Source organism: Paenibacillus oralis, from assembly GCF_003863965.1.
Classification (GTDB): Bacteria; Bacillota; Bacilli; order Paenibacillales; family Paenibacillaceae; genus Fontibacillus; species Fontibacillus oralis.
Map to the genome: position 1 here is coordinate 7,171,508 of NZ_RRCN01000001.1, position 15,361 is coordinate 7,186,868.

The 15,361-nt window shown below is 59.0% G+C and carries 6 protein-coding genes and 1 riboswitch; of the genes, 2 read left to right on the top strand and 4 right to left on the bottom strand.

Features of this window, described 5'->3' with window-relative positions:
• Positions 1–22: 22 nt before the first annotated feature.
• Positions 23–111: riboswitch (cyclic di-GMP riboswitch) on the bottom strand.
• A gap of 257 nt (positions 112–368) precedes the next feature.
• Both EHV15_RS31900 and EHV15_RS31905 read right to left on the bottom strand, forming a co-directional pair.
• A complete protein-coding gene (locus EHV15_RS31900) occupies positions 369–8,027 on the bottom strand; it encodes a WIAG-tail domain (protein WP_128634802.1) in 7,659 nt (2,552 codons plus the stop codon).
• 304 nt (positions 8,028–8,331) lie between these two features.
• Positions 8,332–10,305 carry a glycoside hydrolase family 127 protein gene (locus EHV15_RS31905; protein ID WP_128634803.1) on the bottom strand — a complete coding sequence of 658 codons (1,974 nt, stop codon included), beginning with the start codon at positions 10,303–10,305 and terminating at the stop codon, positions 8,332–8,334.
• Positions 10,306–10,439: 134 nt separating this feature from the next.
• Here EHV15_RS31905 and EHV15_RS31910 point away from each other — a divergent pair, with 134 nt between their 5' ends.
• The gene (locus EHV15_RS31910) at positions 10,440–11,321 is read left to right on the top strand and encodes an AraC family transcriptional regulator (RefSeq protein WP_128634804.1); all 882 of its coding nucleotides are present in this window, start codon (positions 10,440–10,442) and stop codon (positions 11,319–11,321) included.
• Between the two features lie 649 nt (positions 11,322–11,970).
• Positions 11,971–13,797 (top strand): right-handed parallel beta-helix repeat-containing protein, encoded by a 1,827-nt coding sequence (locus EHV15_RS31920; protein ID WP_128634806.1) that lies wholly within the window; start codon positions 11,971–11,973, stop codon positions 13,795–13,797.
• Between the two features lie 137 nt (positions 13,798–13,934).
• Here EHV15_RS31920 and EHV15_RS31925 read toward each other — a convergent pair whose 3' ends face one another.
• Positions 13,935–14,843, bottom strand: a complete 909-nt coding sequence (locus EHV15_RS31925) for a hypothetical protein (protein WP_128634807.1) — start codon at positions 14,841–14,843, stop codon at positions 13,935–13,937.
• 49 nt (positions 14,844–14,892) lie between these two features.
• Positions 14,893–15,351: a disulfide oxidoreductase gene (locus EHV15_RS31930; protein WP_128634808.1), complete on the bottom strand. Its 459-nt coding sequence runs from the start codon at positions 15,349–15,351 to the stop codon at positions 14,893–14,895.
• Positions 15,352–15,361 lie beyond the last annotated feature (10 nt).

Below are 15,361 nucleotides of genomic sequence, written 5' to 3' on the forward strand. Positions count from 1 at the left end.
AAAGAGAGGACGCCTATCTAACTATAGAAACCCGGCTGCCGTAGCTGTTGCTGGTACTTTAGGCCCGTGGCTTTGCGTCCTTGTCTTTCGGCAAGTTTGCCCTTCTAGTCTTTGCTATTTTTTAGTTGGTTTCATACTAACACGCCTGAGCAGATTGTGTAAATACTAAAAAAACGGCCGGTTTGAGCCGTGAGCAAGCCCGATGGACCGGCGAAATACGCAGCGGTTTCCGAGCCGGAATCACGGCCATCCCTTGGGTAATTCGACGCAGTTCCGGGCACCGGCAGGGATGAATCCCCGCCCGGCAGACACGGCAAAAGCCGCCGAATAACTCGGCGGCCCTGTTTCAACCTTGCCGTCTCTAGTCGCTAATGCGTGTTACCGATGGCAATCCACATGACGAAACCATAGTGGATATGGCTTTCCTTCAGCCTGGAAATCGTGATGACGGCCGATTCCTGAGTTTGTTCGCTTAACGTGGCGTAAAAAGCCGAATGGTTCGTCATCGCGACGATAACAAAGTTGGGATTGGCAAACGGCTCTTCAAATTCAACCATCACTTGCGTTTCGGCCTCATCGCGCTGCAACAAAAACGCCGACATCCCAAACTGCTGTTTGGCCGGCTGGTCCAGCAGCGTCTGAACCGGAGTAAAGGCAAGGTGCTCAGCTCCAACCGCGCCGATTTTCAGGTGGCGCGAGGCAACCGCTTCATCTGCAAGCTGTGCGCTGCCGATTGCCGCGTTTGCAATATGCCCGCTTTGCACCGCTCCCCGCTGCAGATGTTCGCTGCCGACTGACTCCTCGGCCAGAATATCGGCATCCACAACACCGGCCTGAAGGTGCACCCGATCTATCGACAATGGCTGAATGTCCTCACCGCCGATCCCGTTTTCCGGCAGCAGTCCATTTTGCTGCAGTTCGGCCGACAGATGCCGGACATCAATCGATTCGGGGCCGATGTGACGGGATGTAATCGCCGCTTCCTCAATATGCCGCCCTTCTACGCTCTCCTTCGCCAGATGCTGCGCCCGGACGGACTCAGGGGCCAAATGAGCGCTCTCCACCGACTCCGCGGCGAGATGCCCGCTTTGCACCGCTCCCCGCTGCAGATGCTCGCCGCCGACCGACTCCTCGGCCAGCACCTCGCCGTCCACGGCTCCGGATTGAAGATGCGCCCGGCTTATCGACAACGGGTGAATATCCTCTTCTCCGATACCGTCTGCCGGCAGCAGCCCGTTTCGCTGCAATTCGGCCGACAAATGCCAGGCATCGATCGATTCGGGGCCGATATGGCGGGATGCGATCGCCGCTTCCTCAATATGCCGGCCTTCTACGCTCTCTTTCGCCAGATGCTGCGCCCGGACGGAATCAGGGGCCAAATGAGCGCTCTGCACCGACTCGGCGGCAAGATGCCCGCCTTGCACCGCTCCCCGCTGCAGATGCTCGCCGCCGACCGACTCCTCGGCCAGCACCTCGCCGTCCACGGCTCCGGACTGAAGATGCGCCCGGCTTATCGACAACGGGTGAATATCCTCTTCTCCGATACCGTCTGCCGGCAGCAGCCCATTTCGCTGCAATTCGGCCGACAAATGCCAGGCATCGATCGACTCGGCGGCAATGTGGCGGGATGTGATCGCCGCTTCCTCGATATGCCGCCCTTCTACGTTAGCCTCCGCCAGATGCTGCGCCTGTACGGCCTCAGCGGCCAGATGGGCGCTCTGCACCGACTCCGCGGCGATGTGGCGGGATGCGATCGCCGCTTCTTCAATATGCCGACCTTCTACGCTCTCTTTCGCCAGATGCTGCCCCTGTACGGCCTCAGCGGCCAGATGGGCGCTCCCCACCGACTCCGCGGCAAGATGCCCGCCTTGCACCGCTCCCCGCTGCAGATGCTCGCCGCCGACCGACTCAGCGGCCAGCACCTCGCCGTCCACAGCTCCGGGCTGAAGATGCGCCCGGCCTATCGACAACGGGTGAATATCCTCGCCGTCGATCCCTGCTTCCGGCAGCAGCCCGCTTCGTTGCAATTCGGCCGACAAATGCCAGACGTCGATCGACTCAGCGGCAATGTGGCGGGATGCGATCGCCGCTTCCTCGATATGCCGCCCTTCTACGCTTTCTTTCGCCAGATGCTCCGCCTGTACGGCCTCAGCGGCCAGATGGACGCTCCCCACCGACTCCGCGGCGAGATGCCCCCTTTGCACCGCTCCCCGCTGCAGATGCCCGCCGCTGACCGACTCCGCGGCCAGCACCTCGCCGTCCACAGCTCCGGACTGAAGATGCGCCCGGCTTATCGACAACGGATGAATATCTTCTCCTCCGATACCGTCTGCCGGCAGCAGCCCGTTTCGCTGCAATTCGGCCGACAGGTGCGCACTCTCGATCGCTTCGGGCGCGAGATGGCGCGATCCGATCGCCGCTTCCCCGATATGCCGCCCCTCTACGCTCTGCTCCGCCAGATGCTGCGCCTGTATGGCCTCAGCGGCCAGATGGGCGCTCCCCACCGACTCCGCGGCGATGTGGCGCGATGCGATCGCCGCTTCCTCGATATGCCGCCCCTTTACGCTCTGCTTCGCCAGATGCTGCCCCTGTACGGCCTCAGCGGCCAGATGGGCGCTCTGCACCGACTCCGCGGCGATGTGGCGGGATGCGATCGCCGCTTCCTCAATATGCCGGCCTTCTACGCTCTCTTTCGCCAGATGCTGCCCCTGTACGGCCTCAGCGGCCAGATGGGCGCTCCCCACCGACTCCGCGGCGAGATGCCCGCTTTGCACCGCTCCCCGCTGCAGATGCTCGCCGCTAACCGCTCCCTCGGCCAACACCTCGCCGTCCACGGCTCCGGACTTAAGCTGTGCCCGGCCTATCGACAACGGATGAATATCCTTACCGTCGATCCCTGCTTCCGGCAGCAGCCCGTTTCGCTGCAATTCGGCCGACAAATGCCAGGCATTGATCGACTCGGCGGCAATGTGGCGGGACTCAATCGCCGCTTCTCCGATATGCCGCCCTTTTACGCTCTCTTTCGCCAGATGCTCCGCCTGTACGGCATCAGGAGCGAGATGGGTACTCCCCACCGACTCCGCGGCAAGATGCCCGCTTTGCACCGCTCCCCGCTGCAGATGCTCGCCGCTAACCGCTCCCTCGGCCAACACCTCGCCGTCCACGGCTGCTGACCTAAGCTGCGCCCGGCCTATCGACAACGGATGAATATCCTTACCGTCGATCCCTGCTTCCGGCAGCAGCCCGCTTCTGCGCAATTCGGCCGACAGGTGCGCACCCTCGATCGCTTCGGGCGCGAGATGACGCGATGCGATCGCCGCTTCCCCGATATGCCGCCCCTCTACGCTCTGCTTCGCCAGATGCTGCGCCTGTACGGTCTCAGCGGCCAGATGGACGCTCCCCACCGACTCGGCGGCGATGTGGCGCGATGCGATCACCGCTTCTCCGATATGCCGCCCTTCTACGCTTTCTTTCGCCAGATGCTCCGCCTGTACGGCCTCAGCGGCCAGATGGGCGCTCCCTACCGACTCCGCGGCGATGTGCCCGCTTTGCACCGCTCCCCGCTGCAGATGCTCGCCGCCGACCGACTCCGCGGCCAGTACCTCGCCGTCCACGGCTCCGGATTTAAGCTGTACCCGGCCTATCGACAACGGATGAATATCCTCACCGTCGATCCCTGCTTCCGGCAGCAGCCCGTTTCGCTGCAGTTCGGCCGACAGGTGCGCACTCTCGATCGCTTCGGGCGCGAGATGACGCGATGCGATCGCCGCTTCCTCGATATGCCGTCCCTTTATGCTAGCCTCCGCCAGATGCTGCGACCGCACGGCCTCAGCGGCCAGATGAGCGCTCCGTACCGACTCCGCGGCGATGTGCCCGCTTTGCACCGCTCCCCGCTGCAGATGCTCGCCGCCGACCGACTCTGCGGCCAGCACCTCGCCGTCCACGGCTCCGGACTTAAGCTGTGCCCGGCCTATCGACAAAGGGTGAATATCCTCGCCGTCGATCCCTGCTTCCGGCAGCAGCCCGCTTCCGCGCAGTTCGGCCGACAGATGCGCACTCTCGATCGCTTCGGGCGCGAGATGACGCGATTCGACCGCCGCTTCTCCGATATGCCGTCCCTCTATGCTAGCCTCCGCCAAATGCTGCGCCTGTACGGTCTCAGCGGCCAGATGGACGCTCCGCACCGACTCCGCAGCGATGTGGCGGGATGCGATCGCCGCTTCTTCGATATGCCGCCCCTCTATGCTAGCCTCCGCCAGATGCTGCGACCGCACGGCCTCAGCGGCCAGATGAGCGCTCTGCACCGACTCCGCGGCGATGTGGCGGGATGCGATCGCCGCTTCTTCGATATGCCGCCCCTCTACGCTTTCCTTCGCCAGATGCAGCGACCTTACGATCTCAGGGGCCAGGTGGGCGCTCTGCACCGACTCTGCGGCGATGTGGCGGGATGCGATCGCCGCTTCCTCGATATGCCGCCCCTCTACGCTCTCCTTCGCCAGATGCAGCGACCTTACGATCTCAGGGGCCAGATGGGCGCTCTGCACCGACTCCGCGGCGAGATTCCTGCTTTGCACCGCGCTCCGCTGCAGATGCTCGGCACCGACCGACTCCTCGGCCAGCACGTTGGCATCCACGGCTCTGGACCGAAGATGTGCCCGGCTTATCGACGAGGGTTTTATATCCTTCCCATCGATCCTGTCTTCCGGAAGCAGCCCGCTTTTACGCAATTCGGCCGACAGGTGCGAACCCCCAACCGCTTCGGGCGCGAGATGACGCGATCCGATCGCCGCTTCTCCGATATGCCGCCCCTCTACGCTAGCCTCCGCCAGATGCTGCGCACGTACGGCCTCAGAAGCCAAATGATCGCTCTGTACGGCCTCGGAGGCAATATGTCCGCTTTGCACCGCGCCCCGCCGAAGATGCTCGCCGCCGACCGATTCTTCCGCCAGCACGTCGCCGTCTACAGCTCCGGACTGAAGATGTGACCGGTCTATCGACAACGCGTGAATGTCCTTCCCGCCGATCCCGTCTGCCGGCAACATCCCGTTTCTGTGCAATTCGGCCGACAAATGCCGGGCATCGATCGACTCAGGTCCGATATGCCGGGATTCTATCGCCGCTTCTTCGATATGCCGCCCCTCTACGCTGGCTTCCGCCAGATGGAGCGACCGTATGGCCTCAGGGGCCAGATGAGCGCTCCGCACGGCCTCGTCGGCGATATGCCCGCTTTGCACGACGCCCCGCTGTAAATGCTCGCCGCCGACCGACTCCCCGGCCAGCACATCGGCATCCACCGCTCCGGACTGAAGATGCGATCGGCCTATCGACAAGGGCTTTATGTCCTTCCCATCGATCCCGTCTTCCGGAAGCAGCCCGCTTTGCTGCAATTCGGCCGACAAATGCCAGAAGTCGATCGCTTCGGTCGCAAGATGGCGCGATCCGATCGCCGCCTCACCGATGTGCCGGCCTTCTACGCTCTCCTCCGCCAGGTGCTCCGCGTGCACCGCCTCCGGAGCCAGGTGGTCGCTCTGAACGGCCTCATCAGCGATGTGGCCGCTTTGTACCGCCCCTCTTTGCAGATGCTCGGAACCGACCGCTTCACCGGCCAGCACATCGGCATCCACCGCTCCGGACTGAAGATGCGACCGCTCGATCGACAACGGCTGAATATCCTCCCCGTCGACGCCATCTTCCGGAAGCAGCCCGCTTCGCTGCAGTTCGGCCGACAGATGCCAGAAGTCGATCGTCTCGGGCGCGAGATGGCGGGATGCAACCACCGCCTCGCCGATATGCCGGCCCTCTACGCTGTCCTCCGCAAGATGCCGCGCCTGGACCGCTTCGGCGGCCAGTTTTCCGGCCGAAACGGCGCCGTCCTGCAGCACCCGCGGCGAAACGGCTCCGGAAGCAAGATGACCCTCGTCAACGGCATGCATTTGCAAATGCGCCGAGGAGATAGCGTCGTCCGCCAGATGCAAGGGCAAAACGGCACCCGCGGCCAGGTTCTCCGACTGCACGATGCCCGGAGCCAGATGCCGGGGCTGGATAGCCTGCGGAGCGATCTTGGCCGCCGTTACGCTGCCGTCGGCCATTTTGGCGGTGGTTACCGCCAGATCGCCCAGCTTGTCGGTCGTGACGCTTTCCGGCGACAGCTTCAGGGACGTGACCGCATGATCCTGCAAATGCGGAGAAAAGATCGATCCGGCCCCCAGATGCTCCTCCCGGATAGCACCGTTCTGCAGCAGGCTGCCGTCAATGCTCTGTTTGGCCAGATGAATGTTTTGAATCGCGCCCGGGGTCAAATGCTCCGACGACACCTGGCGAGGGCCGATCGCGTATCCCGTTACCGCGCCCGGAGCCAGGCTGCGGCTGGTCACGCTGCCCTCCGTGAGCTTGTCGGCGGTGACGCTGCCGGGCTGAAGGTGAGCCGACCCCACCGCGCCCTCCGTCAGGTGATGCCCGGCAATTTCACCGAAAGCCAGCTTTTCTCCCGTGACGGCCCCATCCGCCAGATGCCATTCCTGGATCGCTTCCGGCATCACATGCTCCCCTTGGACCGAGGCAGGCGCCAGATGCATCCCGGTAACGGAAGATGGCGCAAGCTGCGGCGAATGGACAGCGGATTTGGCCAGATGGCGGGACTGCACGGCCTCGTCGGCGATTTTTCCCGGCAAAATGCTCTGATCGGCGATTTTGGACGACGTGACGGCCTGTTCGACGATTTGCGCGGTACCGATGGATTGATCGGACAATTTGGTGGACAGTATCGATTTATCGGCCAAATGCCGGCCTTTAATCGAACCGTCCGCAAGCTGCTCCGCTCCGACGCTGCCGGGTTGCAAATGGACGGTTCCGATAGTTCCCGAGCGAATATGGCGGGATTCGACCGCCTGGTCGCAGATATGGCCAGTGCCGACGCTTCCCTCCCGCAACTGCTTGGTACCGACGCTGGAGGGAGCCAGCATCTCGCCGCCGATCAGTCCGGGAGCGAGGTGGCTGGCGGTAATGGAATTTTTCGCCAGATGCCGGCTTTCCACCGAGCCATCCCGCAGCTTGGCGCTTGTCACAGCGCCGTCGCGCAGCTTGGACGTCGTGACCGATTCATCGCCCAATTTGGAGGTATCCACCGCACCGTTCGCCAGGTTGACCGATTCGATCGCCCCGCTGCGGATTTTTTCGCTCGTCACCGACTGGTTCTGAATCAAATTGGTCGTGACGATCCATTCGCTTAAATGCCGGCTTTCGATGGAACCGTCTGCCAGCTTCTCGCCGGCGATGACCCGGTCGGCCAATTTATCCGAGGTGATGCTGCCGTCCGCCAGCTTTTCCCCGCCGACGGAGCGATCCTTGATCGCTCTGCCCTCGATCGCGCTGTCCACCAGATGACTGCCGGTTACGGACAAGGGGGCAAGCTTGCTCGAAGTGACGGCTCCATCGGCCAATTTGATGGTGTCCACGGCATAATCGGCAATCCATGCGGTACCGATGCTGCCGCGCATAATCCGCGAAGCGTCGATCGTATGGGGCGCGATTTTTTCCCCGGTCACCGCCGCATCCATAATATCGTCCGTGTAAATAATTCCCAGTTCCTGTTTCAGTACGTTTCTTTCTATCTGCGTGTTTTGTACCTGCAGCACACGCTCGCCGGTAGGGTATTCCGGCGTTTCCTTCCTGGGTGGAGGGGCCGCCATCGTTTCCTTCGCGGGCGGAGGAGCCGCCATCGTCTCCTTTACGGGCGGAGAAGCCGCTATCGTCTCCTTCCCGGGTGGGGGAGCCACTAGCTCCTCCTCAACGTATAGAGGGGCTTCTATCGCCTCCTTTTCGGGTGAAGGGGGTTCCAGTTCTTCCTCTCCGGGGGCGGACAATAGCGAAGAGGCGTTCTGATGAATCTGGATCTCCTTTGATGGCTCCTCCGGCCGTACTCCCTTCCTTTCTTCCAACAACATCAACTCGTTCATATCCGGATTATCCACATAGTAGAGTGAGGATTTTCTCGCCCTGCCGGATTTCATGGCTTTGCTTTTTCTCAAGGACCGCTCGCTCCTTTACCAAAAGATGATCATCTCTTCTGGTATCATATGCGGGCGTATAGGCACTCGTCACAGACGACTTTCCCCGTAGCTGCCGATGACCTGACAAAAAAGCAAAAAAATCAATCATTGGGCCGTCCTGCTCGCATACTTGCGAATTCGCCTCCTGAACATTGTGTAACAAACGCAATACGCGCCAAACGCCAAAATCCGCGGATACGGCCTGCGTACCGAATCCGCGGATTGATGATGTGCATATCGCCAATTACTCGTAACGAATCTATGGATGTTTATGCGGGAATCGTCACTGCTCCCGCACCCATACGGTCATTTCGCCTTCCCCGCGGTTTGCCCAAGCATAATACGGGATAAATTTAAGCGTCGCCGGCCGGGTGGCCGAAGGCGCCTGCGGACTGTACAAACCGCCGGCCCACGCCCCTTCGTCCTGGCGCTCAGCCTCGGCCTCGATCGTGACGACGCCGCCGAGCAGTTCCTCTTCCCGCCGGGCGGAAAGCTCCGCCGTTTTCGGCAGCACCAGCCCGTGCAGGTTCGCTCCGTTATCCGCCTGCTCGAGGCAGTACACGAGCGGTCCCCGCTGCAGCGCAACCTTTCCGGCGTTTGCGCGAACCAGCGGATGACTGTATACGCGCGTCGCCGGCATAGCAAGCCGCAGCTCTACGACGTCCCCTTCCTGCCAGCGCCGCAGCACCCGGGCGTACCCGTCCTTGACCGTGCGGCCGTCCAGCGGAACCGTTTCGCCGCAGACGGAGAGGCTCGCTTCCGGACACCAATCCGGCAGCCGCAGCGCCAGCGCAAACTCTCCGCCCTCCTGCGGGTGGACCGTAAAGCGCACCAGGCCGTCCCACGGGTAATCGGCCGTCTGCACCAGCTTCACCCTGCTTCCACCAACTTGCAGTTCGGCTTCCCCGCCGATGTAGAGGTGGGTATACACCGTATCCCCCTGCACCGTATAAATGTATTCCCCGAGCGAAGCGAGCAGCCGGGCGACGTTGGGCGGGCAGCAGGCGCAGCCGAACCATTCCTGACGCACCGTTTTGATATGGTCGTATTTGTGGTTGGCGCCATGGCAGGCTCTCGGATTCACCTCAAGCGGATTGACGTAAAAAAAATGTTTGCCGTCCCGCGCCATGCCGCCGACAACCGTATTGTAAAGCGCCCGCTCCATGACGTCGGCGTATTTCGATTCGGGGGCGAGCCGCAGCATCCGCTGGGCAAAGAAAATGAGCCCGATCGAAGCGCATGTCTCGGCATACACCGTATCGTTCGGCAAATCATAGTCGAAGGAGAACGCCTCGCCCTGGGGCATCGAGCCAACCCCGCCGGTGATGTACATCTGCTTGCCGGCGATGTTGTCCCACAGCTTGCGGCACGCCGCGAGCAGCGACTCGTCTCCCGTTAGCGCCGCCACATCGGCCATCCCGGTAAGCATGTACAAGAGCCGTACCGCATGCCCAATCGCGGTCTCCTGCTCCCGCACCGGCAGATGCGCCTGGTGGTAGGCCAAATCCACATGCTTGCCGGCTCCCGGCCAATGCGTTTTGCCGCCCCGTTTTTGCAGCTCCGCTTCAAAAAAGTCCGGTTTTTGCCCGCGTTGATCCAAAAAATACTTGCTCAGGCGCAAATAGCGCTCATTGTCCGTCACTTCGTACAGCTTGACGAGCGCCAGCTCGATTTCCTGGTGGCCGTCGTAGCCGGGCAATTGCCCCGGCTCGCTTCCGAACACGGTGTCGATGTAATCCGCAAACTTGCAGACGACATCGAGCAGCTTTCTTTTTCCCGTGGCCCGGTAATAAGCCACCCCCGCCTCGATCATATGCCCCGCGCAGTAGAGCTCGTGGCATTCCGTCAGGTTGGTCCAGCGTTTGTCCGGTTCCTTCACCGTAAAATACGTATTCAAATACCCGTCATCCTGCTGGGCCTTGGCAATAATGCCGATCAAGCCGTCGGCGATTTCCTCCAGCTCCGGATTTGCATCCGCTTCCAATAAGTAAGATACGGCCTCCAGCCATTTCGCCAAATCGCTGTCCTGAAACACCATGCCGTAGAAATCCCCTTGCTCAAGCCCGGCCGCAATCCGGAAATTTCGGACGGCGCCGCTCGGTTCGGCATTCTCCACCCGGTCGTTCAGCGCCTCCCATTGATAGGGGACAACCACGTCGCGCACAAGCCCAATATAGTAGCTCCAAAAATCATCCCGGATCCGTACCCGGTTTAACGGCACTCTGTCGGAACGCATCGTTTTGTCTGTTTGGAACATGCCAGGGAATCCTCCTCTTTTTTTGAAATATCATACTAACCAACCCTATTCTATCTCATAGATTTGGTTCATAATATGGATGTCAGCAACTTAAAAGTTATAATATTTCACACTAATCCCGGAGGGATCGTTCCATGCTGAAAGCAGCGGAAATCGTGCAAATCGCCGCTCCTCCTCTGCCCTATTTTCTCGAATGCGGGTATACCGTTTACAAGCCCGGGGAGGAGCATCCAAGCCGCAGGAATCTCGGCATTTTCGACCTGCTCGTCATGGAGAGCGGCACGCTGCATATCGGCGAAGCCGGGCAGCGGTGGAGCTTGACGGCGGGCCAATCGCTGCTGCTGCTCCCCGACCAGTATCACTATGCGGCGGGGCCGTGCGAGGAACCTGCGGCTTTTTATTGGCTGCATTTTTACATGGTCAGTTCCTGGCAGCAGATTCCCGCGGAGGAACCGGATTTCCCGTACCCCGGCGCGGAGGAGCACTACCGGCGGTTCCTGGCCTCGCCTTATTCCATTCAGCTGCCGAAAATGTGGACGATGCCGTACCCCGAGCAGACGTACCGCCTGTTCCGCCAACTGCTGCATCATTCGGGGGAACGCCAGTCGAGCGCTTTTTGGGCCGGGCAGCAGCTGTTCGGGGAGCTGCTCCGTACGATGGACCTCCGGCAGCTGGAGTCGTACGTTTCCCCGGTCGTCACCGTGGCGGAAAAAGCCGAAGCGTTCATCAAAAACAATTACCGCGCGGAAATCAGCAGCGAGCAGATGTCCGAGGCGCTGCACTACCACTACAACTACATTACGCGCTGCATGAAGCAGGTATACGGGATGACGCCCAATGATTATCTGCTGCATTACCGCCTGGAGCAGGCCAAGCTGCTGCTGCTGAAAACCGAATGGCCGATCTCGGTGATCGCCGCTTATGTCGGATTTGGCAGCACGCCGTATTTCTCCAACCGCTTTGCGCTCAAAAACGGCTGCTCACCGCGCCAGTTCCGCAAACAGTACACGTCGTAGGTGTCCTAAAATAACGCGAGTATAGCGGAGCGGGAGACGGCGGGCTCCCGGAACATAAGGACAAAAAATGTCGTTATTTCGGCGGTATCCATCCGTTTAAGAGAAATAGAGGTAATTTATGTCGCTATTTTCCCCCGTCGCAAGGAAATGTCCGCGTTCAGGGCCTTTCATAGGAAAATAAGAACATAAAATGCCGCTAATGGAGATGAACATGCCTAGCTCCGGATAATAAGTACAAAAAGTTCCGCTATTTTGCAGGCCGACGGTTCGTCGTTCCATTAGCCGGCTGTCAAGCGCCGATTTCTAGGTGGGACGAAATGAACCGCAGGTTTTGCAGGTTTTGCAGATTTCGCTCCCCTTTTCCCTTGTCCCTTCCATCTTCCCTTCCCCTTCTCCCGTCCGTTACCTGTCCGCTCTTTGTCCGCTCTTTGTCCCCTCCTTGTCCGCTTCTTGTCCGTTCGCCGCTCCTCGGTTCTGCTACATTGGTAGTGCGGGAACTATAGGGAACCGGCTCCTTTGGATCCCGATTGAAAAACACCACCCGGTTACTTAAAGTCTTTGCGCGAAGGAGATGAAACTTGCCGGAATACTTAAACGGCCATAAGGTAAACAAGCCAAAAATCAAAAAGGCAAAAGTCAAGGAGGAATCATGATGAACAACGAATTCGAAAACAAAACCGTACAGGCTTCGGCCTTAACGACCACCTGCTACGTCATCGATCCGGCGCAGTGGGGCATCAAAACCGATGGCACCGAAGCGGTGAAAACGACGGAAGGATTAAACAAGGCAATCGCCCACGCGAAAAGCGCCGGGTATAACGAAGCGTTTATTCCGAAAGGGACGTACTTGATTCAAGCCGTCGGGACCGGTTATCCCGCCCCGGAGAAAGGCGGCGGCATCGTGGTGCCATCCCATATGAAGCTTACTCTGGATCACGAGGCGGAACTGAAGATTCAGCCAAACGCGGAGAGAGGTTACTCGTGTATCTATCTGCGCAAAGTGCAAAATGTCACGATTTCTGGCGGGATCATCACCGGGGATCTGGACCAGCACGATTTCAGCAAACTCCCGAAATCGACGTATGAATGGGGCTTCGGGATTTACGTCCACGGCGGTAAGAATATTACGATCGAAAATATGAAAATCCGCAAATGCATCGGCGACTGCATCTTTCTCGGCTCGGTGGGGCTTTTGGGTGTAGACCCCAACTATGACTGCCCAAGACTAGTATCCATCCGTAATTGTTCGCTGGACGGGGCGCGCCGGAATAACATTTCGATCACGGCCGGCGAAGGTGTCTTCGTCGAGAACAACGAAATTACCAACGCGGGGACCGTAAAGGGAACGACCCCGAAAGCCGGGATCGACATTGAAGGATACGGCGAAGACGATATCGACTACGAGGAGCCGCGCAAAGTGGTCATCCGCGGCAATGTGTTCCGCGGGAACGCCGAATCGTCCGTGCTCAATTTCAGCGGTTACGAGGTCGTGATTGATGGGAACCATTCGGACAATACGCTTTCCTACGGCTGCGGTACGGATACGATTATTTCCAACAATGTACTGGTGCGGACGGACAAAGCCAATACCGCCATTAAAGGGGAAAAGGTATCGAACGGATTAGACGGCAACAACGTGGCGATTACCGGGAACACCATCAAAGGCTTCAGCAGCGGCATCGACGCCCGCGGCAAAGACGTGGTCGTGACGGGAAATGCGGTTTCTCATCTCGGCGAAGGAACGGGCGTCGGCGCATGGGAAGCGGAAAACGTGCTGATCGCGGACAATGTCGTGCATCGCGGCAAGGGCTTGCCATACAAGGTCGACAACTGCAATGACGTGCAATTCCTGAACAACAAGGCCCTCCATTCGGAACGCTTCGGCCTCGAACTGGACAAGTCCACCAATGTCGTGCTGCGGGGCAATTCGTTTGGCCAGTGCAATGGCGGCATATCCATCAAAAACTGGGGGACAAAGGGGACATCGGTTTTTGCGGAAGACAATTATATCGACTGCGCCAGCTACACAGGAAAACAAACCAATAATTACGCGATCAGCTTCGACAAAAACAGCGACGTTACGCTCAAAGGGAATTATATACTCGGCTCCCGATCCGTCGCCATTTACGGAGAGTGCAGCGCCGGCAAAACCGTTAAAATCGCCGATAACGATATTTCGGACACCGCGGGCGCTTCGGCGATTCAAATCAAAGGGGGACAACGCGCCGAGATTGTCGGCAACCGCATCACTTTCAAAAGAACGGATAACACCGGGTACGGCATTTCATTAACTGATGACGCCGAAGATGCGATCATCGCTCAAAACACGATTTATTCCAATACCGGTAAATCTATATCCAACTCGATCGTAACCGAAAAGGCGAAACGAACCAAGGTTCTAAACAACTTGCTGATCAAAGGCAACATGTTCCTCAATAAAGACACGGACACCAATGTCGGCAACACGATTGTTTAAAGCTGCTCGGGTAAAACAGCAAAAAACCCCTATCCCTCAAGTCAAGAGGGATAGGGGTTTCAGTTATCCTCGGGTCCAGCCGCCGCCGTCCTGCCGGCTTAAACCTGATAATGGAAGGACACGGTTCCTTTTGCGGTTCAATCGGCCGTTGCCACGATCGAATTCAGGGAAGCGTACGCCAATGGACCGAAGCCTTCCGAAGCTTCGCCATGCGGCATGTTGATCTTAAACGCGTATCCCTGGCCGCCGATATCCTTCACAATGTACTCCCGGGTCAGTTTATCTCCGCTGGCAATCAGGAACAAGGAAGCATCACGCATCGATTCGTAAATTTCATCGCCCGAGCGCTCTTCCACCTGGCCCGTTTTGGACAACTCCGCTTTAGCTTCCTCCGCCAAATCGTCCACGTTGTATCCTGCCGGAAGCTTGACGATGTCCACGTGGTACTCGTTATCGTAGTTCATCATCAGCCGATTCGCTTTAGCGTCAAACGAAAACCCGTCAAACGTATACAAAGCGTAACCGTTGCCTTGAGCAAGTTGGGCCGTACGCTCTTCCTTCATGCCCTCCAGTTCAACCTCGATCGTTTTGGCGGATGGCAAATCGGCTACCGCCGCGTCCTGTTTGGTGCCAGCGGCGGCATCCCCGGCCGCTAAAAGCTTCGTAAGGACCAACTGCTTCACCGAAGGATCGCCCTCTATGGCCTTCTCCACGTATTCAAACTCCACAGCCGTGCCCTCAGCGATTTCCTGAGCGGCTGCGGACAAAGTTTCATCCATTTGAAAAGCGGTCGGCACTCCATTCAGCTTGATTTCCACCGAATGATTGTCGATGAGGCCAACGAAAGTCCCTACGGCTTGTTTGGTTTCTGACGCCTGTTCGGGAGTGGTCTGGCTGCCGTTGTTTTCTTGAACCTGATTGCCTGCGCTACCGTTGCCTTCGTTGCCCGGGTTCCCCGGGTTTGCCGGTTTGCCGCTGCAGGCGGCAAGCGAGATTGCCAGCAAACTCACGGTTACGATCCCGATCATTTTCGTATGTTTGTTCAAAAACAACACCTCCGCAACCTTAAACGCCCTTCCCGGCCAAAAGGTTGCGTCACGACAAGCCGCCAAGTTCTTCCGTCTCCACCGCCTCGGCCTTACGGCGCGCCGCCAGCAGGCACAAGACGATCAGAACAAAAGCGACCAGCGCCATAAACGGAATGGTAATAAAACCAAACCAGCCGCTGCCCAAATAATCCACGTTGCAGGGAACCCCCACTTTGCAAGGAAGCAGCCGCGCCAGACCCGGTATTTTTTGCTCTCCGTAGTGATAAAGCGAAATCGCCCCGCCGATAATGCTGAGCGGCAGCACGTACGGAATAATGCTCCGGTCGTTCCGGTAGGCCGCGATGCCCAGCAAAATGACCTGCGGATACATGAATATCCGCTGGAACCAGCAGAGCCGGCACGGTTCATAGTGCAGCACCTCGCTGAGATACAAGCTGCCCGCCGTAGCGACCAGCGCGACCAGCCAAGCGAGATAAATGCCGTAATCCCTTAGAAAAGCCCGCACGCCCGTTCCT